Source organism: Paenalcaligenes sp. Me52, assembly GCF_050487965.1.
GTDB lineage: Bacteria > Pseudomonadota > Gammaproteobacteria > Burkholderiales > Burkholderiaceae_B > Paenalcaligenes.
This window is the reverse complement of the sequence record NZ_JBKQFO010000001.1, coordinates 205397-225431: the sequence shown is the minus strand read 5'-3', so window position 1 is coordinate 225431 and position 20035 is coordinate 205397. Positions and strand designations below refer to the sequence as shown.

19 protein-coding genes and 1 tRNA gene are annotated in these 20035 nt (G+C 50.0%); 12 read left to right on the top strand and 8 right to left on the bottom strand.

Annotation, left to right across the window (positions count from 1 at the left end):
- The first annotated feature begins 4 nt into the window (after positions 1-4).
- Entirely contained in the window at positions 5-1339 is a 1335-nt protein-coding gene (gene hslU, locus ACLO87_RS01050) for an ATP-dependent protease ATPase subunit HslU (protein WP_135866721.1), read from the top strand.
- A gap of 226 nt (positions 1340-1565) precedes the next feature.
- Here the strand turns inward: hslU and ACLO87_RS01045 are convergent, their stop codons facing one another.
- Complete coding sequence (locus tag ACLO87_RS01045) at positions 1566-1862, bottom strand: copper-binding protein (RefSeq protein ID WP_135866718.1); 297 nt, start codon at positions 1860-1862, stop codon at positions 1566-1568.
- Between the two features lie 95 nt (positions 1863-1957).
- On the opposite strand from ACLO87_RS01045, the gene ACLO87_RS01040 reads away from it, so the two are divergent.
- Together ACLO87_RS01040 and ACLO87_RS01035 are read left to right on the top strand one after the other, a co-directional pair.
- Positions 1958-2467, top strand: a complete 510-nt coding sequence (locus ACLO87_RS01040) for a GNAT family N-acetyltransferase (RefSeq protein WP_135866716.1) — start codon at positions 1958-1960, stop codon at positions 2465-2467.
- 5 nt (positions 2468-2472) lie between these two features.
- Entirely contained in the window at positions 2473-3024 is a 552-nt protein-coding gene (locus ACLO87_RS01035; protein WP_430222542.1) for a cob(I)yrinic acid a,c-diamide adenosyltransferase, read from the top strand.
- Here the strand turns inward: ACLO87_RS01035 and ACLO87_RS01030 are convergent.
- The 3 genes from ACLO87_RS01030 to ACLO87_RS01020 all read right to left on the bottom strand — a co-directional run bounded on the left by ACLO87_RS01030 (position 3019) and on the right by ACLO87_RS01020 (position 5851).
- Positions 3019-3876, bottom strand: coding sequence for an N-formylglutamate amidohydrolase (locus tag ACLO87_RS01030; protein ID WP_430222541.1), 858 nt, complete (start codon positions 3874-3876; stop codon positions 3019-3021). The genes ACLO87_RS01035 and ACLO87_RS01030 overlap by 6 nt on opposite strands.
- Before the next feature lie 138 nt (positions 3877-4014).
- A complete protein-coding gene (locus ACLO87_RS01025; RefSeq protein ID WP_430221168.1) occupies positions 4015-4140 on the bottom strand; it encodes a putative transporter small subunit in 126 nt (41 codons plus the stop codon).
- A 16-nt stretch (positions 4141-4156) separates the two neighbouring features.
- Entirely contained in the window at positions 4157-5851 is a 1695-nt protein-coding gene (locus ACLO87_RS01020) for a sodium:solute symporter family protein (protein WP_430222540.1), read from the bottom strand.
- 671 nt (positions 5852-6522) lie between these two features.
- On the opposite strand from ACLO87_RS01020, the gene ACLO87_RS01015 reads away from it, so the two are divergent.
- From ACLO87_RS01015 to ACLO87_RS00995, 5 genes are all read left to right on the top strand, one after another.
- Positions 6523-7749 (top strand): O-antigen ligase family protein, encoded by a 1227-nt coding sequence (locus tag ACLO87_RS01015; RefSeq protein ID WP_430222539.1) that lies wholly within the window; start codon positions 6523-6525, stop codon positions 7747-7749.
- Between the two features lie 69 nt (positions 7750-7818).
- Complete coding sequence (locus ACLO87_RS01010; protein WP_430222538.1) at positions 7819-10374, top strand: diguanylate cyclase domain-containing protein; 2556 nt, start codon at positions 7819-7821, stop codon at positions 10372-10374.
- 66 nt (positions 10375-10440) lie between these two features.
- Positions 10441-11142: a serine protease inhibitor ecotin gene (gene eco / locus ACLO87_RS01005; RefSeq protein ID WP_430222537.1), complete on the top strand. Its 702-nt coding sequence runs from the start codon at positions 10441-10443 to the stop codon at positions 11140-11142.
- 33 nt (positions 11143-11175) lie between these two features.
- Positions 11176-11532 (top strand): CidA/LrgA family protein, encoded by a 357-nt coding sequence (locus ACLO87_RS01000; RefSeq protein WP_135864153.1) that lies wholly within the window; start codon positions 11176-11178, stop codon positions 11530-11532.
- On the top strand, positions 11529-12263 hold the full coding sequence (locus ACLO87_RS00995) for an LrgB family protein (protein WP_430222536.1): 735 nt from the start codon (positions 11529-11531) through the stop codon (positions 12261-12263). The genes ACLO87_RS01000 and ACLO87_RS00995 overlap by 4 nt, the downstream gene beginning before the upstream one ends.
- Here ACLO87_RS00995 and ACLO87_RS00990 read toward each other — a convergent pair whose 3' ends face one another.
- Genes ACLO87_RS00990 through metX form a run of 3 tightly spaced genes read right to left on the bottom strand, consistent with a single transcriptional unit; the run spans position 12264 to position 15365 of the window.
- Positions 12264-13496, bottom strand: coding sequence for a muropeptide transporter (locus ACLO87_RS00990; protein WP_430222535.1), 1233 nt, complete (start codon positions 13494-13496; stop codon positions 12264-12266).
- 16 nt (positions 13497-13512) lie between these two features.
- On the bottom strand, positions 13513-14133 hold the full coding sequence (metW, locus tag ACLO87_RS00985) for a methionine biosynthesis protein MetW (RefSeq protein WP_135864147.1): 621 nt from the start codon (positions 14131-14133) through the stop codon (positions 13513-13515).
- Positions 14130-15365, bottom strand: a complete 1236-nt coding sequence (gene metX / locus ACLO87_RS00980; RefSeq protein WP_430222534.1) for a homoserine O-succinyltransferase MetX — start codon at positions 15363-15365, stop codon at positions 14130-14132. Before metX ends, metW begins: the two co-directional genes overlap by 4 nt.
- Positions 15366-15585: 220 nt before the next feature.
- Between metX and gshA the strand changes: the two genes are divergently transcribed.
- The gene (gshA, locus tag ACLO87_RS00975; RefSeq protein WP_430222533.1) at positions 15586-17151 is read left to right on the top strand and encodes a glutamate--cysteine ligase; all 1566 of its coding nucleotides are present in this window, start codon (positions 15586-15588) and stop codon (positions 17149-17151) included.
- Between the two features lie 129 nt (positions 17152-17280).
- On the opposite strand, the gene ACLO87_RS00970 is transcribed toward gshA, so the two are convergent.
- Positions 17281-17838 carry a c-type cytochrome gene (locus ACLO87_RS00970; protein WP_135864142.1) on the bottom strand — a complete coding sequence of 186 codons (558 nt, stop codon included), beginning with the start codon at positions 17836-17838 and terminating at the stop codon, positions 17281-17283.
- Between the two features lie 241 nt (positions 17839-18079).
- Here ACLO87_RS00970 and ACLO87_RS00965 point away from each other — a divergent pair.
- The 3 genes from ACLO87_RS00965 to ACLO87_RS00955 all read left to right on the top strand — a co-directional run bounded on the left by ACLO87_RS00965 (position 18080) and on the right by ACLO87_RS00955 (position 20026).
- Positions 18080-18154 (top strand) — tRNA-Arg (locus ACLO87_RS00965).
- A gap of 268 nt (positions 18155-18422) precedes the next feature.
- Positions 18423-19058: a DUF1007 family protein gene (locus ACLO87_RS00960; protein WP_430222532.1), complete on the top strand. Its 636-nt coding sequence runs from the start codon at positions 18423-18425 to the stop codon at positions 19056-19058.
- Positions 19046-20026 (top strand): nickel/cobalt transporter, encoded by a 981-nt coding sequence (locus tag ACLO87_RS00955; RefSeq protein WP_430222531.1) that lies wholly within the window; start codon positions 19046-19048, stop codon positions 20024-20026. The genes ACLO87_RS00960 and ACLO87_RS00955 overlap by 13 nt, the downstream gene beginning before the upstream one ends.
- The last annotated feature ends 9 nt before the right edge of the window (positions 20027-20035 follow it).

Below are 20035 nucleotides of genomic sequence, written 5' to 3'. Positions count from 1 at the left end.
CATCATGTCCGCTACATCCATGACACCCGGAGAAATTGTCTCCGAGCTAGACAAACACATTGTTGGCCAAAATCGTGCCAAACGCTCCGTGGCCGTAGCTCTGCGTAATCGCTGGCGTCGTCAGCAGGTTCCTGAGCCCCTCAACCACGAGATCACCCCTAAAAACATTCTGATGATTGGGCCCACAGGCGTCGGTAAAACCGAAATCGCCCGCCGTTTGGCCAAACTGGCTAACGCGCCTTTCATCAAAGTCGAAGCCACTAAATTCACTGAAGTGGGTTATGTAGGCCGTGACGTAGAAACCATCATCCGTGATTTGGTTGATGCGTCCGTCAAGCAAACTCGCGAATTGGAAATGCGTCGCGTACGCAGCAAAGCTGAAGAGTCAGCAGAAGATCGCATCTTGGATGCGTTGGTTCCTCCTGCTCGTGACAGCTACGGCCAACCCGAACGCGAAGAAACTGGCGCACGCCAAACCTTCCGCAAACGTCTGCGCGAAGGCAAACTGGATGACACCGAGATCGAAATTGATGTGGCGCAAGTTATGCCACAAATGGAAATCATGGCGCCTCCAGGAATGGAAGAAATGACCGAGCAACTGCGCGGCATGTTTGCCGGCATGGGTCGTGACAAAACCAAAAAGCGCAAACTGCGTGTGAAAGAAGCCTTCAAGCTACTGGTAGACGAAGAGGCTGCTAAACACATCAACGAAGAAGAACTGCGTGCAGCGGCGGTACAAAACGCCGAGCAAAACGGTATCGTATTCTTGGATGAGATCGATAAGATCACATCTCGCGAAGGCAATACCAGCGGTGAAGTTTCTCGTCAGGGTGTGCAACGTGACTTGCTGCCATTGGTAGAAGGTACTACCGTCAACACCAAATACGGTGTGGTGCGTACCGACCATATTCTGTTCATTGCCTCCGGTGCGTTCCACTTATCTCGCCCGTCTGACCTGATCCCCGAGCTACAGGGCCGTTTCCCCATCCGTGTGGAACTGGACTCCCTAACTGCCGATGATTTCGTCTGCATTTTGTCTGACACCGACGCTTCGCTGACTAAACAGTACACCGCATTGTTGGCAACAGAAAACGTGCATTTGGACTTCACACCAGAAGGTATTCGTCGCTTGGCAGAGTTGGCTTTCGAAGTGAACGAGCGCACCGAGAACATCGGTGCACGACGCCTGTACACCGTGATGGAAAAACTGCTGGATGATCTGTCCTACGAAGCTGGTTCCAAAGCCGAACAGATAACCGTAGTGATTGATGCCGCTTACGTTGATGCACAATTGCAAGAAGCTGTGACGCACCAAGACTTGGCACGCTACGTGTTGTAAGTCTCATTGCTTTCAGCATCAACGAAACAGCCACCCAAAGGGTGGCTGTTTTCATATCAGAACTGCCTTTTTATCTGTAGCAAACTATAGGTCGCTCTGTACGACTCCCCTACAGATGCTCTACAACATGGAGCACAAACTAAATAGCCCTCTCTGTTTTGCCCATTCCCTATTACTAGGAAACGTGGCCACAGCGAGGGCTTCTATCTTTTACTACCTACGTTACTTATTTCTGAATACTGATCACCACGTACTCGTCGTTCTCGCGAATCGCCACAAAACGTACTTTATCACCAGGTTTTAAATCAGCCAGCAAGGTAGGATCAATACGGTAAACCAGCGTCATCGCCGGCAACCGTAAAACGTCAATCTCACCGTGTTTCAGCGTAATTTTGCCTGCACCGGGATCCACCCTGCGCACTTCGCCAGAGGCTCTGGCCTCTTGGGCAACACTCACACTTGAGAACAACGTCATGAATACTATAGCTAGTAAAGCACTTAGCTTACGCAAAGTTCGCAGCATCGTTTACACTCCTTTACGGCATGATGCATTATTGTAGCAGCCCGTTTTGACTACGCCGTATACGCGTATTTTTTGAATTATCGCACACAGTCTGTATGTCATACCCTCTTTCCTCTGGCTATATTTTACGCGAAGCTACGCTTCAAGACATTCCCCAAATCCATCAATTAATGACGGAAATGGCGACATTTGAAAAGTTGCTGGACACTTTCCAAGCCACAGAGCAAACCTTGCATGACAATATCTTCACGCAGCCTGCTGCTGTGAATTGCTTGGTCATTTGCCATCAGGATGCACCAGAAACTCTGGTGTCCTACATCATGTGGTTTCATAACTACTCTTCTTTCAGAGCCAAACGTGGCCTGTATCTGGAAGACATTTATATTGCCCCTGAACACCGCCGTCTGGGTTTGGGGCAGCAAGTCTTGCAGTACTTGGCGCGCAAAGCGCTGGAGCTTGATTGTGCACGTTTTGAATGGGTAGTGTTGGACTGGAACCAAAGCGCGATTGAGTTCTACGAACACCTAGGTGCTTCAGTGTTGCCTGACTGGCGCATTGTGCGCATAGAAGGCTCAGCCCTAGAACATCTAGCACAAGCAGGCTAACACGTATGAGCGACAGGCTTTCCAGCATCACCACACGCACTGGCGACCAAGGCGAAACCAGCCTTGGGGATGGCCAACGCGTACCCAAGAACAGTTTGCGCATCCACGCCTTAGGCGAAGTGGATGAGTTAAACAGCATCATTGGGGTATGGCGCTGTGAGGCCTTACCGGAAGACGTTGATACCTTGCTCTCCCATATACAGCACCACCTATTCGATATGGGTGCTGAGTTGTGTATCCCTGGTCATGAAGCCATGCGCGACTCACAATTGGCTGAGCTGGATGACGCCATACTCGTGCTCAACGAACCGCTACCACCATTAAAAGAATTTATTCTGCCCGGAGGCAGTCGTGCTGCTGCACTGGCTCACCAAGCACGTACAGTAGCACGCAGAGCTGAGCGTAGCGTCGTGTCCTTACTGCAATTCGATGCTGTACGCCCAGTGGTGCAACAGTATCTAAACAGGCTCTCAGACCTGTGCTTTATTTTGGCACGATGCCTGAATAAACATGCAGACCGACCTGATGTACTGTGGCAACCACAAGCCAAATCATGATGTACAGCTATGCACGTAATTTGCCAGCTGTTGGCTTACTCTAGCCAAATCAGCTTGCAAGGCGGCAAACCCCAAACTTTTACGATGATGGCGCTCATCCATATATAAAGCCCTGTTCACCTCTATCTGTAAACTGTGCCGATTTTGTGCTGGCTTTCCTACCTGTGCCACGATTGCGGCCCCCGAATAAGGGTGATTGCGCACGACTCTGTAGCCCGCTGATTTCAACAGATGCTCTACCGTGGCGATGAAATCTGCACTACAACTGGTGCCCTGCCTGTCGCCCAACACAAAATCTGCCACAGGACCTGTGGTAAATACCGTTTTAACGCTAGAAGGCATGGAATGCAGATTCAAATGCCACACGCCGCCAAAACGTCTATGCAAATGCCGTACTTGTAACCCCAACCAATCGTGATACGGCCTATACACCAGCGCCAAGCGTGATTGCACTTCTGCGACGCTTAACTGACGGTCGTACAACTCAACAGATCCTAGATTCTTCCACAGTAGTCCATGCCCAAGCTGAGTCTTATCGGATGGCTCAAGCAAACCCGGCCACGGCGCATCCATCATGCTTGCATCCAAATCGGTTTCGTGGCGATTCAAATCCACATAGCTTCTGGCCACGCGTGCTGCCAACAAGCCTGCCCCTTGCGTCGGTAAAGCCGACCACAGCTGATCCACAAAAGCATCCTCGGCGCGACGCAATATTTGCATAGGTGCTCGGCTACGGAAATCCAAGGGATAGACATTGCCGCTATGCGGAGAGTCTGCCACCAATGGCACCTGCAAGGTGCCATCTGGCGCATGCCACTCAAATGGCAATAACTGATTGTGAACATCCTGCATAGTCTCTCCTCTACTTCTTTTTATGGCTGCACGATCTCACACCGCAGTACGGCTAGTTCTTTGTAACATAGCCCATTGCAAAACGGGCCATGTACCGCTTGAGTACATGGCCCGTAAAGGTTACGCGTTGCAACTGGCCTAGATCATTTCTTTACCATCACGTTTGGCGGCTCGCCAATCTCGTACTAATGCACCGATTAGTAGTGCCAATACGCCTGCAGATAATACTGGCCAGATCAATATATAAGTCACAATCCAATTCATGTTTGCTCCTTTCTTATTAAAGCTGTGGCTTAGGCGTAAGCGCAGGTTGTTTCTTGGAAGGCTTCACCATCTTTTCTTGCTCCTCATGGAAAGCACGTACGCGGTGTGACAACACAGAGAAATCAAAACGCTCAGAACTGCGTAAGCTCATCACTGTACACACGATCGCACTGGCACCATACGAGGTCAGCGAACCCAGCAATACGGTGTAATCGCGCCAGAAGCCTACGCCATAGTAGATCAACACAACGGTGACTACTGACCCAACCGCCAATGCAAGGTTGCGACCAAAGAACGCAAAGGTCATCAAACCTACCACCACGCCGCCACCCACCGACGCAACTAGCTCAAAAAATACCGCCACCATGCCGGTCATGGGTATAAGCTCGAACCGCACCAACAAGAACATGGTTACAGCACATGCAACAGAGGTAGTAAAAGCGGTATTAGTCACTCGGTTCCAGAAGAAGCTACTGATCACAGGGAAAACAATCGCCCCCCACAGTGCCCCAACGAACACCAACATGACCAAGATATCCAAACGCAAACTCGCAAAGACCACACCACACATGGTGGCCACAATCATGGTCATACGCCCCCACAACAACATACGACGTGGGTCTGGTTTACCTTTAGCGATGTTTTTGCCATAGATGTCCGTCATCACAATAGCCGACAACGCACACAAGTCAGCGTCTGCGGTAGAGGACAGCGAACCAATCACCAAGATAAAGAACAGCGCAATACCAAAGGGTGGCAAGTAGGCTGACGCCATTTGCGGGATGATATTGTTCATGTCCCCATCAATAGGCTGTAAACCAGTAAAAAGTGCCAACAAACCCAAAATACCCAACCCGATCACAACCACACCGTAGCCTACGGTTGCTGTTAAGAAAGTAGGTTTGATTAGGTCTTGGCGCACAGCAAAGAGCCGCTGTGCAATGGTCTGGTTACCGATGGCATAGGCCAACACAGCAATAAAATACGGTGCACCTTGCTCCAGAATCGCTGTAGTCGAGAAGAAATCTGCTTGTTCGCTACTTAGACGCCAGAAGTTATCGGCAATGAGATCCGGTCCGCCTGCATTGAAAAAGATCAGCGGAATAATAATCACTGCGGCCAGAATCATCGCTACTAACTGTGCGAAGTCAGTCAGCACTGAGGCCCTGAACCCTGACCACAAGGTATACGACAACACACCCAGACCCGCAATTAATACGCCTTGGATAAAGCTCAGCGGGCTTAGCATGGACACCAACGCACCAGCAGCCGTGAAGTTCACCATCAAACTGATACAGCTACCAATCAGGTTAGACACCGCCATGATCATCTGACTGGAGCGACCGTGACGGGCATACACCACTTCAGCCAGCGTATGCGCTTCAGGAGCCAATTCCCTAAAGCGCCTTCCAAAAGGGAAGATAAACAAAATCATCAATGCGCCCCAGAACCCATAATGTATTGGGCCAGATAACCCGTACTTATATCCTGAGGTGGCGCTTGCATAGAAAGACGCTGCCCAAATCCATGTAGCGATCATACTGGCGGCCGACAGCCCAAACCCTACAGCGCTGTTAGACACCATATAACCATCTACATTCTCCTCCTTTTTACTGATGAGTAATGACAATAAAAACGTCAGTAAATAGAAGCCCAGCAATAGCAAAATCGCTGAGGTTGCAGACAGCTGAAAAAACTCTGTTTCTTGCATGCTTTTTTAGTTTCCTTAATGTTATTTCAACAAAAAGGCTTTACTGGCAACAGACATCAGAAAGCCTACGCCAGTAAAACCAGCGCGCACCAACCGAAACACCAATAACCGGAAATAAACGCAACAAAGCATCCCAAAGAAATTTGAGATACGCAGACACAAAGGGTGCCTAAGGGGCGTGAGAGCCTTAATGAAGGCCACACAGGCCCCGACGCAGACTGCCTAAGCAGTTGATGGTTGCCACGACCTTTTCGGACGGGCATAGGTGTATCGGCTTACAAGCCGGGTCACTGTATAGCGACCTGAGACAAGGTCACCGATGGTCGAGCCTCCAACCTCTTGACCGGTAACATATACGTGCTGATTGCAGCCGCTCTGACTGAATCCCGGTCATTATAGCCACGATATCCATGAGCATCAAATTCGCATAAACCCGCAAAAGCACGACTATCTACAGATCGCTCTGGGCAGTAAAATTTGCCATGTACTAAAGGATAAGACGTACACCTTCCTCCAGGCATACAATACTCTCGCCGTCACGTTTCCTTTATCTATAATCATTTATTGCAAAAATAATATTTTGTTACACAGAAATTCCGGTGTATTTCCGTAATACTCCGTTAATAAAATAGTGAACATTTACTGCAGCTTCTTACGCTAATCGAACAACAATGCCAGCCACTTTCTTTTCGCCCTCGCTCTACAGTAGCGTTGCGGTCTTCTTGTTAGGCGCAATTGCACTAGTAGTCTCCTCTGGATACTCGGTAGGTGCTGCCCTACTTTTCTTAGGTGGGCTCTATGTTCTGTTTAGCCGTAACAAACCCACATTCACTAAACAAGATTGGTTTGTACTGGCCGCGTTAGTCATCTACGGTCTAATGGGCGTAACTGAAGCCCTGTTCTATCACTATTCTTCGCGTGCGTACGACTTACCCAGCCGCTTTCTTGCTGCAGCCATCGCCCTATTCTTTGTACTGAAATACCCTCCTCGCCTCACTTGGTTATGGGCAGGTTTAGCGACAGGAGGCCTATTGGCGGGTAGTTGGGCTGGATACCAAAAAATATTTTTGCATGTAGATCGTGCAAAAGGCTTCACTCACGTTATCCAATTTGGCAATATTTCCATGCTAACTGGCTTATTTTGTTTGGCTGGTTTGGCGTGGGCCTGTACCCATCCTAATAAACGGGGCTGGATTCTATTTTTAGGCCTAGGTGCCATAGGTGGTATTGCTGGCTCATTATTCTCAGGCAGTCGCGGTGGTTGGATAGGTTTACCGTTGATCGCTCTGATCTTTTTTCGTGTTTACCACCAGTATTTTTCACTACGTCTGAAAACACTACTCATTAGCGCTGTTGTCGCGCTAGCAGTAGGGATTTATAGCGTTCCACAGTTTGGCGTACAACAACGAGTACATGAAGCCATCAATAACGTCACCCTTTACAGCCAAGGCTCTAGTGATACGTCGGTAGGCGCCAGGTTTGAAATGTGGAAAGGTGCTAGCCAACTATTCATGGCCAAACCCATTTTTGGCTGGGGTAAAGCACAGTACAAACAAGCCATGACTGAACTTGCTAAACAAGGCAAAGCCCATCCTGTTATAAAAAACTTTGACCACCCGCACAACGAAATACTAAATAACGCAGCAAAACAGGGCATAGTAGGGATTCTGGCCCTATTGTTTCTATATGTAGTGCCACTACGCCTCTTTGCTCCAGGATTACGCGCTGAATCATTAACACAGCGCTCATTAGCAACAGCTGGCTTTCTTTTACCTATCGCCTATATAGATTTCGGTTTATCACAAGCATTTCTCACTCATAATAGCGGGGTGATGGTGTACGCTTTCTGGCTCATTGTGCTGTGGGGCAGCTATAGGGCGTACACCCTTCAGAAATAAACTGTTAAGAAATATCAAATGATGAATAGAAAAGTACACATTTGCTAACAATACAATTATGCTTGGCCGATGAGTGCTCCCCTCCCTCCCCCCCTCGTTGCAGGCGATCCTCAAGGCAGACATAGGCTGCCCTTTGGGGTGTGGGCAGTATTCATCGCCTTAGTACAGATAGTATTGGGCATAATGTGGGGGCAATTTATTGACTTCAACCCCACGCTCAACGCACTCCCAGGATTACTTATCCCCTCTGGAGTCGTTTTGGCACTGGCATTGGCGCGCGACCCACGATTTTGGGTGAGCGCAGCAGCCGCACAATTCATCTATGCGCTAGCTGGCAACACATCAATTGAATACAGCTTCTTACTGGCCACCATTGCTGCCTTAGAAATAGTGCTCACCTGCTGGATCATGCGTAAACTGCGCTTTGATGCCGCATTAGAGTCACCACGTCACTTCATTACGTTACTGCTGGTGCTCGCTCTGGGCACACAAAATCTGAGCGCGCTTGGCTATAGCGTGGTTCTGCACCTTAGTCATCCTTTGCTACAGGTCAGCCTAAGAGACTGCTACCTCAATCTCTGGGCCGTAAGCTTAATAGAAAAACTCTTATTCATCCCCCTGATACTGGCATGGGTGAAGGGCTGTACACTCCAGCGCACCCGACTCACGGAGTTTTTGTTCAGTACCGTACTGCTCTGTCTGACTTCGTACTACGCCTACCGCTATGGCCCTAATGGGCTGTTTTTACTCTTACCTGTACTAGCATGGTTATCTACCAGACAGAATCTACTGCTCTTTAGCATCAGTCTGTTATGCATGACCTTCACCATGTTGGTGACTCAGTTATATGTGTACTCAGGCAACGAAGCCCCTGAACTACTGTGGTTCTTGCTGGGCAGTTTGCCCTTGGCGCTCACTTGTAACATCAGCTACCGTACTCAGCAGATCAAACAAGCGCAGAACCTGCATACCTCTGATCAGTACGACAAACTGTTCAACCAGGCACCAGTGCTGATCAATAGCTTTGATATGGACGGTCGCTGTGTGGTGTGGAATAAAGAGTGCGAGCGCGTATTTGGTTGGAAACGCGAAGAGTTGTTCAACTCACCTGATCCACTGGCACTGCTATACCCCGATGCGATCCAACGCTCGGCAGCACGCCACAGCATCTTTACTCGTGAAGTCTCATTCCAAACCTGGCACCCACGCACTAAACAAGGTCATAGACTCAGCACACTGTGGGGCAATATACAGATTGATGAGAACCAAGCCATAGGCATAGGGATTAATCTCAGCGATCATGCCAGAGCCGAACAAGAACTACTGCTGGCTAAAGAGCGTTATGAAAATCTAGTACAGCGCATTCCAGTGGGCGTGTTCACGCTACGCCAATCACTAGACGGTGCCATCATGTATGAGTACGTCAGCCCACGCCTGTGTGAGATATATAGCCTATCGGATAAAGCAATTTATGCTGACCCCAAAGTCATCAGCGACTGTTGGCACGAAGAAGACCGCGCAGAAACCATACGCTTAACGGCCGAGGCTCGTGCATGGCTGCGCCCCATGCGCTTAGATACCCGTGCCATCATTAACGGCCAAGAGCGCTGGATACGCATAGAAAGTAACTCCACACGCCTACCTAACGGCGATATTCTGTGTGACGGTGTACAAACCGACATCACCGAAACCCGTCGCAATGAGTTTGAGCAACGGATCGCCGCCAGCGTATTTAAGCGCAGTTATGACAGCATTCTGATTCTAGATGATGAGCATCGCATCATTAATGCCAACCCGTCGGCCATACGCTTAAGCGGTTATACCCTAAGCGAATTGCGTGGTCATACTGTAGATCTATTGCTGCCACCCTCATCGCAAGCCGTGGACTACCAGCGCGCTATTTGGCAAGAAGTAATGACTACAGGCGCGTGGCAAGGCGAAGTCACCATGCATTCGCATAATCAGACCGAGCGCCCCTTACAGGTCTCTATTGTGCCGGTGCGCAATAACAAGGGAGCCATTCTTCGTTATATCGTGGTGGGCACGGATGTCAGCCTACTCAAAGCTCGCGAGGCACGTTTGGAGCGCCTGGCACACTTTGACTCGCTCACCCAACTACCTAACCGCTACCTGCTCACTGATCGCTTACGACAAGCACTGTCACATGCTGACCGTAATCAGAATCTGCTAGCCACTTGCTATGTAGACCTAGACGGCTTTAAAGCGGTCAACGACCAGTATGGGCACAGTATTGGTGACATGCTACTCAAAGAAGTGGCATTACGACTGACCAGCAAACTACGCAAAACCGATACCGTTGCCCGCTTAGGCGGTGATGAAATGGTGTTATTGCTGGGTGACTTTAAGTCCCCCGAAGACAGTTGCGGCTTGCTGCAAGAGCTATTGAACTTGCTGGCTCAACCGTATCAAATACACGGTTTACAACCCATCACCGTATCTGCCAGTATTGGGGTGAGCTTCTATCCTAGCGATGCCACCGACCCAGAGCGCCTGCTACAACTGGCTGATCAAGCCATGTATTTGGCCAAGCAGTCTGGAAAAAACACTTACTATTTTCACAATCAAGCCACAAAAGAATCGCCCCTCACCGATGTCACGCTCTAAGCGCTGACAGTACAATGTGGCGTTCATTCAGGCCGTCCATACCCTATGTTTTCTTGGGAGAACTCCATGTCTCACGCGTTTCGCAACCGCCATACCCCAGCGGTGGCACTGTGTGCTGCTTTACTGTCCGCAGGCTTACTGAGCTACAGCCCACTTACCTTGGCGCAAGCCGCTGCGCCAGCCAGTAACAGTTCAACTGCCCCTACACAGGAAACGCCAACGCTAGCAGCTACTCCAGAAACACAACAAGCTCCAGCAACCGCTACAGACGCAGAAGCTGCTCCAGCCCAAGAGCCTGCCGCCGCTACAAACGTTACTGAAGCGGCACCTAAAGCACCACCCGCTAACGTCATTACCGTCAACGACCCGGTGGATGCTTTCCCTGCACCCGAGCCTGGTTTTGTACGTCATGTGATCCACTTGCCTGTGGGTAACTACGAAAACGATCTGAAAGTAGAGCTGCTGCCTGGCAAAGTCATAGAGACCGACTGCAATACACGTCAGTTCATTGGTCAGCTAGAAGAAAAAACGCTAGAAGGCTGGGGTTATACCTACTATGTGCTTCCTAGTATAGAAGGCCCTATCTCCACGATGATGGCGTGTCCAGAAGACAGCAAAAAGATGCAGTTTGTACCTGTCACCGGCAGTGCTGGCTCATTGTTGTACTACAATAGCCGATTGCCCGTTGTAGTCTATCTACCCGAAGAAGTAGAACTACGGTGGCGCACGTGGGTAGCGACTCCTGTGGTCAGCGCCGACAGTCAATAATAACTATCTTTCAGCAGCCGGCGGAGAGGCTCCATGATTGTTGCTATTACAGCCTTATTCGTCTTTCAATTGCTAGGGGAAATCGTAGTCCAATACTTGGGCATACCATTACCCGGCCCCTTAGCCGGCATGCTGCTACTGCTCGCTGTATTCATCATACGCGGGGGTATTCCTACCGAGCTTGATAAAGCCGGTACGGCACTATTGCAGCATTTAATGCTGTTGTTCATTCCTACGGTCACGGGGATCATGCTGTTCTTTGATCAGATCGCTGAAGAATGGCTGCCCTTTATTGTAGGTAACTTACTAGCGGTAGCACTGACCATCTTCTGCACCGCCTTTGTGCTCAAAAAACTGATGGCTAGACAAGCAGATAAGGAAGAACAATGAACGACGATTTCTTCCGTATCTGGGTCTTCCTGACCGAGTCCCCCTTGCTGTGGTTAACACTCACACTCTGTGTGTATTTGTTCACCCTGACTATCTACAAGCGCGCTAACTCCAACTCGTTCCTGTTGCCCGTGCTGACTTCGGTAGTGATCTTAGTACCCATTTTGCAATGGACAGACACTCCGTATGAGCACTACTTCGAAGGCGCACAGTTTATTCAATTATTGATTGGCCCAGCTACTGTAGCGTTGGCCATCCCACTGTATAAACAGCTGAAACTGCTACGCCAACATTGGAAGCCCATTATTGCAGCACTATTTGTGGGCACTAACGTGGCCATGTTTAGTACAGTGTTTATTGCGTGGGCATTGGGCGGCTCATCAGCTATCATCATTGCCATGATGCCTAAATCAGCCACTATGCCTATAGCCATGGCATTGGTGGATTATTTTGGTAGTGAACCATCTCTGGCGGCCGTGTCGGTCGCCATTACCGGCATTGGCGGCACTATTATTGCTGTGCCTCTGCTGCGCATGATGAAGGTCACAGACCCCATTACTGAAGGCTTTACGTTAGGCTTGACTGCACACGCTATCGGTACCGCACGTTCTATGCAGCTCAATCAAACCACAGGTGCTTTTGCTGCCTTGGGCATGAGCCTTACCGGTATTGCTACCGCGTTACTCATGCCTGCCGCCGTTGCTATAGGCCGCTCATTGGGTATGTTGTAATTACTCAGTACGATCCAGCGCGAGTATTTGTTGTTTGCGCCAGCGCAGCAAAAACAGCCCTGGCAAGGCGATTGCTATAGTCACCAAAAAGAAGGTAGGCCAGCCTAAGTTTTCCACTAAGAATGGGGTTAGCGGGCCTGCCAAATAGGTACGGCCCACCGCCGCCAAAGCTGATAGCAGCGCAAATTGTGTGGCCGAGAACTGTCTATTGCACAGCGCCATCAATAACGCTACAGACGCTACCGTACCCAAGCCGCCGCAGAGATTTTCTAGCCCCACTACCACAGCCATTAACCACAGTTCAGACGGGTTCACCGCCAAAACCCAGTACCCTAGGTTAGACACGGCCTGCAAAATACCAAATAGCATTAACGCACGGTACAGACCCAATCTGGCCATCATGCTGCCGCCTAACAGCGCTCCAGCAATGGTGCTCGCTAAGCCGAATATTTTATTGATATAGCCTATTTCGCTTACGCTAAACCCTGCGCCACGAATCAAAAACGTAGTGGATAACGCTCCAGCAAATGCATCACCTAGCTTATACAGCACGATCAGCAGCAATAAGCCCAGCGCCCCTTCACGAGAGAAGAACTCTTTAAACGGTTCTACTACCGCATCACGTAAATTACGCGGCGGCTTCACTTTAAGCTCGGGCTCAGGGGCCATCAATGTCGCCACCATACACCCAGCCATCAACAACCCCATCAGCATGTAGGTGTACTGCCACCCTAACCATTTATCGGCCAGGATTAAGGCCAATCCACTGGATACCAACATGGCTATACGATAGCCCAACACGCGCAAAGCGGCCCCCGCCGCGCGCTCGTCTTGGTGCAAGACGTCGGTACTGTAAGCATCGAAAGCAATATCTTGCGTGGCCGACATAAAGGCCACAAACACCGCCAACAAGGCCAGCGGCATGAGCTGTGTGCCGGGCGATAACAACCCCATGCCCACAATGGACAGTGCCAGCAACAATTGAGAAATAAGAATCCAACCGCGTCTACGCCCTAGAATAGGGAAAGCAAAGCGATCTATCAGTGGTGCCCACAGAAATTTCAGTGTGTAGGCTGACCCCACTAGCGTCAAAAAGCCAATTTGCGTCAGGCTAACATCTTCTACCGTAGCCCATGCCTGCAAGGTTCCACTCGTTAAAGCCAGCGGCAAGCCACTCGCAAACCCCAACGCCAGCAATGACAATACTCGTGGACTGGCATAGGGAGACGCCATGATGCTAAACCTTTATCTAAGCTGCCGCATGCGGCGATTCAAAACGATATACAGCCAAACGACTACGCAGGCTAGGTAGCACACGCACCTCAGCACTGTGGTCAAAGGCTGCACGATGCGTAATACGTAAGTTCAGTGAACGCGCCAGATCTTCAAAATCTTTGAACGTACACAAGTGAATATTGGGCGTGTCATACCATTGATACGGCATTTCACCCGATACTGGCATACGTCCAGCCAAAATAGACAAACCGTGTGACCAGTGCCCAAAGTTCGGAAAAGACACAACGCCGAACCGCGCCACACGTGCCATTTCGCGCAAAATATGCTCGGTATTCAACATAGACTGCAAGGTTTTAGATAATACCACCGTGTCAAAAGACTGGTCTGTAAACAATGCCAAACCCTGTTCCAAGTCTTGCTGAATCACAGGTACGCCACGGCGTACACAGCTAATCATAGACTGTGGATGACGCTCTACCCCTATGCCATCTACCTGCAATGAATCGCGCAAGTGTGCTAACAATTTACCATCGGCACAACCCAAATCTAGCACGCTAGAGGAAGGCTCAATCCACGATGCAATGCGCTGTAAGTCAGGGCGCTGCGCTAAAGACGCTGTGTGTATGTTGCTCATGCCAATACCCCCGTTACTCGTGCACGGGCTCCCAACCCCATAGTCTCTGCAATATGGTCATAATACCCCTGCACCACCCCGTGATAACGCTCGTCATCTAACAAGAACGCATCATGCCCATGCGGTGCATCAACTTCAGCATACGTAACCGACAACCGGTTTTTCAACAGAGCTTGTACGATTTCCCGTGAGCACTCTGGCGAGAAGCGCCAGTCTGTGGTGAAAGACACCAACAAGAACTTTGCTTTCACATGTGCCAAGGCCTTGGCCAAGTCTCCATTATGCTGACGCGAAGGGTCAAAATAATCCAGCGCACGCGTAATCAGCAAATAGGTATTCGCATCAAAATAGGTAGAGAATTTTTCGCCTTGATAACGCAGGTAGGATTCCACTTCGAACTCTACGTCGTAACCATAGCGGTACGCTTGGCCATCCAAAGGATTACGCTGACTACGGCCAAATTTCTCGGCCATGACGGTATCGGACAAATAGGTAATATGACCCAACATACGCGCTACACCCAGTCCGCTACGTGGCACAGTGTTATGCGAATAGTAATCCCCAGCATGAAACTCGGGATCCGAAATAATGGCCCGTCGTGCCACTTCGTTAAACGCAATGTTCTGCGCACTTAGTCGGGGTGTACTGGCGATAACAATACAGTTTTCCAGACGATCTGGTTGGCTAATCGCCCACTCCAGCGCCTGCATGCCACCCAACGAGCCGCCCATGACAGCTGCGAATTTTTGGATACCAAAGTAGTCTGCCAGACGAGCCTGAGCATTCACCCAGTCTTCCACTGTCAAAATAGGGAAATCAGCACCCCACGGCTTATCCGTAGCAGGATTCGTAGAAGCCGGGCCCGTTGAACCAAAGCATGAACCTATGTTGTTCACACCTATGACAAAGAAACGATCGGTATCCAGCGGCTTGCCAGGGCCAACCATGTTGTCCCACCAGCCTATGTTTTTAGGATTGGCAGCGTCTATACCGGCCACATGATGCGAAGCGTTTAACGCGTGACACACCAGCACCGCATTGCTGCGATCGTCGTTCAATGTGCCATAGCTTTCCACACACAGTTCATACTGCGGCAGCACTTGGCCACTTTTCAGTAGCAGCGGCTCGGAAAAACCAATGATTTCTGGTTTGACTATACCCACCGAACCTTCAGGAACGATGGCATCAGACAAGCCTGCAGGAGCAGGAATAGAATTAGCAGTAGTACCCATAGGGACCTCTTTAGCTGGATTTATGGAGCGCCCGCAAGCGGATCAGGCAAATCGGCGCAAACAAATGAATTGATCGATAAAAGTGTATCACTTGGCGCCCGCTTGCACAGCCCCACTACCGCTTTTTTTGGGCAAAGCCTACCTGATCGGCATATACTGCTTTAATTCCTATCAAACTAGTACTATTTAATAGCGTTATCCAACCCCCGTGGTGGCCTCAATGAATACTCGCTCCAGACTACTCCACGTCCTTCAGAATCAGCCCGACATCCTGCGCACGTTACGACGCGGTATAGAGAAAGAAGGACTGCGAGTTGATACGTCTGCACATCTGTCTCAACGCCCGCACCCTGTCGCGCTGGGCTCTGCTCTGACCAACGAGCACATTACTACAGACTATTCAGAAGCATTGCTGGAGCTGATCACGGGTACGCATCACGACGTGGCTAGCCTGTTGGATGAGCTAGAAGCCATACACATTTTCACCGCCCAAGGCATAGACACTGAAACCATGTGGAATCAGTCCATGCCCGCCATACTACCTAGCGAGAAAGACATTCCTATCGCGTGGTACGGTAAGTCCAATGTGGGCATGATGAAGCACATTTACCGACGTGGCTTAGCCGAGCGTTACGGTAAACGTATGCAGTGTATTGCTGGCATACATTACAACTTCTCGTTGCCCGACACCCTATGGCCATTGATGGGCTTTGAGGGCTTGGACTTACAAGAACAACGCTCAACGGGCTATTTGGCACTAATCCGTAACTTCACTCGTTACTCGTGGCTACTGATGTACCTGTTTGGTGCATCGCCAGTGGTGTCTAGCGGTTTCTTGAAAGGCCATTCGCTGGCTTTAGAGCAAGTCGCCCCCGACAGCTACACATTGCCATGGGCGACCAGCTTACGCATGAGTGATCTGGGCTATCAAAATAAAGAAGCTCAGGCTGAACTACAACTGTGCTACAACGATCTGGACACCTTCTTGATGCGCATGCTGCATGCAACGCGTACACCGTGGCCTGATTACGAGCGCCTAGGCACACACCGTGACGGCGAGTGGATACAGCTCAACACCAATATTCTGCAGATAGAAAACGAGTACTACTCCAACATACGCCCCAAACGCACCACGCAATCTGGCGAGCGCCCTTCAGCCGCTTTAGCACAGCGCGGAGTGGAGTACGTGGAAGTACGTTGTCTGGATATAGACCCCTATGCCCCATTAGGCATTAGCGAACAAAGCTGTCACTTCTTAGACACCTTCTTATTGTTCTGTACCTTAGAGTCCAGCGACGAGTTTCCTAACAACGGCTTCTGTCAGCACAGTAAAAACAACTTTGCCCAGGTCGTACGTGAAGGTCGTAAACCTGGCCTGATTCTGAACACACCAGAACATGGCAGCATCAGTTTGCAAGATTGGGGTAACCAACTGCTGGAAGCGATGGCACCGTATGCCGATCTACTGGATCAGCATTTACAAAGCGGTCACGCCCACCGTGATGCTCTGCATGCGCAGATTCATAAGCTACGCGATCCAGACAACACACCCTCAGCACGTTTGCTGCGTGATCTCAGTGCGTCTGGCTTGAGCTTTGTAGACTTCTCTCTGAAACAAAGCCAAGCTCATCGTCAGCACTTGTTGGATACAGCCCTGTGCCCTAAACGCCAAGCCGCTTACGAACAAGCAGCAACAGACTCTCTAACCTTGCAAGCAAACATTGAGTCAGCTCAAGCAAATCAAAGCTTTGAGGATTACTTAAGCTCTTTTGAAACCAATAGCTAATCTCGCTATTTGGCCATAAAAAAAGCAGAACCTACTTACAGGTTCTGCTTTTTTATGTGTGATCAGCATGGCAGCCGCTAGGCTTTTATACTGACCCACCAAGCAAAGGTGCTGTATGCGCCCTCGCTTTTATTCAGAAGCAACTTCGTCTTCCGCGGGTGCTGCTGGCTCGTCAAAGCCTGCCCCAGCTTCGTTAGCCATGAACACCATTGCACGCTCAACTTCTATATCTTCCAGACCGGCGTTACCACCACGGGCTGGCATAGCACCTTTACCGTTTAACGCGACTTTCAGCATCGCATCGTAACCTTCTTGGAAGTAAGGCGCCCATGCCTCTGCACTACCAAATAGCGGAGCTCCTGCGAGCCCCGCGGAGTGACAGGTCGCACAGGTGGAGTCATACACCTCTTTACCTGTTTTCAGTACTTTAGGGCCTTCAGCTACGATTTCCGCTGGGCCTAGTACAAAACCTGCTACAGGTTGAATACGGGCAGCAATAGCTTCATGTGCTTGGTCGTTATAGCTAGCACCGGCTTTCAAACCCACTGAAAACAAGTTCACCAGCATCACCACCAGTGCGATAGGCACAACCACTGCCAAGATCACAACCAGCACGATTTGCTGTAAAGAGAATTTTGGGCCTTGCTGGCCACTTTGATTATTATGGAGTTGTTCCGCATTGCTCATAATCGGATCCCGCAAATTTGAACAGTAACAGGCGACAACTCGTTACGAGCCACGCCAACATTAAAGACGCATACACGCACTGCCAGACCTACGCTTCCCTTCTAGGCAATCCGTACATAGTGACCAACATGGCATTATAGCGGACTGCACCCAACTTGTACGCACACCATCCCCTAACCTGCCGTCTACGCCCCATAGCTTCCAGCATTTTTTCCAAAAACAAGGTAAAATGCTTAGTTCTGCGACCATAGTTCAATGGATAGAATTAGAGTTTCCGAAGCTCTCGATACAGGTTCGATTCCTGTTGGTCGCGCCACTATATAAAGCAGACTTCACACAATATTGTGTGTGCATTCTCGGCTCTACCGCCTTTTATCGTTGAAGGCGCGTCATTAGTTACCCTGTTCCCCCATAATCCCAACACATGCTGCACAGTAAACTGTGCGGATTTTTTGTGGCTGTGACTCGCACCTACGAATCTAAAGCAATACACTATATGCCGTACTGTATGGCGCCTAACCTGCTGCCGTATCTGTTATTCATCCAACTTGCCCCACTGCTTCACATCAAGAGGCTACCTACGCGTGAAAAAACTCCTTACCCCATTAGGATGTGGACTGATTGTTTTCTCTTTTCAGGTACACGCACACCCGCATGCTTGGATAGACGTGCAAAGTAACATCGTGCTCTCGGAGGATGGTCAGATACAGGCCATAGAACAAGCGTGGTTGTTTGATGACTTATACAGCGCCGCCATACTGGATGGCATTGCAGAAGACTATGAAAACACCGAACAAGCCCTGCAGCAGTACGCCACGGATGTCATCCACAACCTTGAGCCCTACAGCTACTTCATTCGCCTTGTTATCAATGATCAGCGCGCGGTATTCGGCACCATTACGCAGTTTTCTATAGATAAACGCGGCACACAGTTGCTGCTGTCCTTTTCGGCACCGTTAGCACAACCTGTAGACCCACGACAGAACACTGTCTCTTTCTCGGTCTACGACCCCACCTACTATATACACATGACTCACCCCGCTGAGTCGCCCCCTACGTTGATCCCAAACCAGGGCTTGCCGTGCCGTGCCTATATCACCCAGCCTACTCCCTCTGCTGAGGACTTCAGCCGCGCCTTTGCTCTAGATAAAAGTGACACCGTTGACGACGATCTAGGTCACTTATTTGCAGAAAAAGTACATATACAATGCCCGAACTAAACCCGTCATCCACACGTCGGTGGACACGCTCTATAGTCATCGCAGCACTCATTCTGGTCGTCATAGGGCTCTTATACCGCTATGTACCTTGGAACCAGTTTTTGGTGTGGGTATTAAAAACCCAAGCACAACTGCATAGGCAACTGGCGACCACACTACGCGTGGTGTCTCAGGGTGGTTGGTCTGCTGCATGGCCTCTGATTGGTATTAGTTTGCTATATGGTGTTTTCCATGCAGCGGGACCAGGGCATGGTAAGGCCGTCATCACCACCTATTTAGGCACCAGTAGAACCCTATTGCGCCGAGGGATCATGCTTTCCATTGCCTCGTCACTCATGCAAGGAGCTGTTGCGATTCTTTTGGTAGAGCTGTTGGCTAAATTGCTGGGTTACTCATTACGTCATACCCAACAAGCCGCTACCCAACTGGAAAATATTAGTTTTGCATTGGTGATAGCCTTAGGTGCCATTCTGGCCCTACGTAGTGCACGCAAGCTCTATCAACACTGGAAACGTCCCAAACCCGTAAGCCAAGGGCTATTTACCACTGGCCGAAAAATGCAGCCGTATTGTGCTGAGTGCGGTGGTGCTCATCAACTAAACCAAGCACACCTTAGCCAACCACTGACATGGCGCACTGCTATCCCCATCATCATGGCTATAGGCCTGCGACCATGTACCGGCGCTATCCTAGTTTTGCTAGGCGCTTACTCTTTGGACTTGCGTTGGGTGGGTATTGCTGCTGTCGTAGCCATGTCTATAGGCACAGCCCTCACGGTGAGCACATTAGCCATTATCACCGTGTCGTTTAAGCAATTAGCCTTGCGATTTTTTCAACGTCAATCCGGTTCAGCTCCCCACCACTTTTACTTTGACTTACTAGGCTTGCTGGGAGGCATGGTGATTTTGCTGCTGGGTATAGGCCTGTTGCAGCAAGGGCTACGTAGCACCCCAAACCCACTGTTCTAGAACACGGCA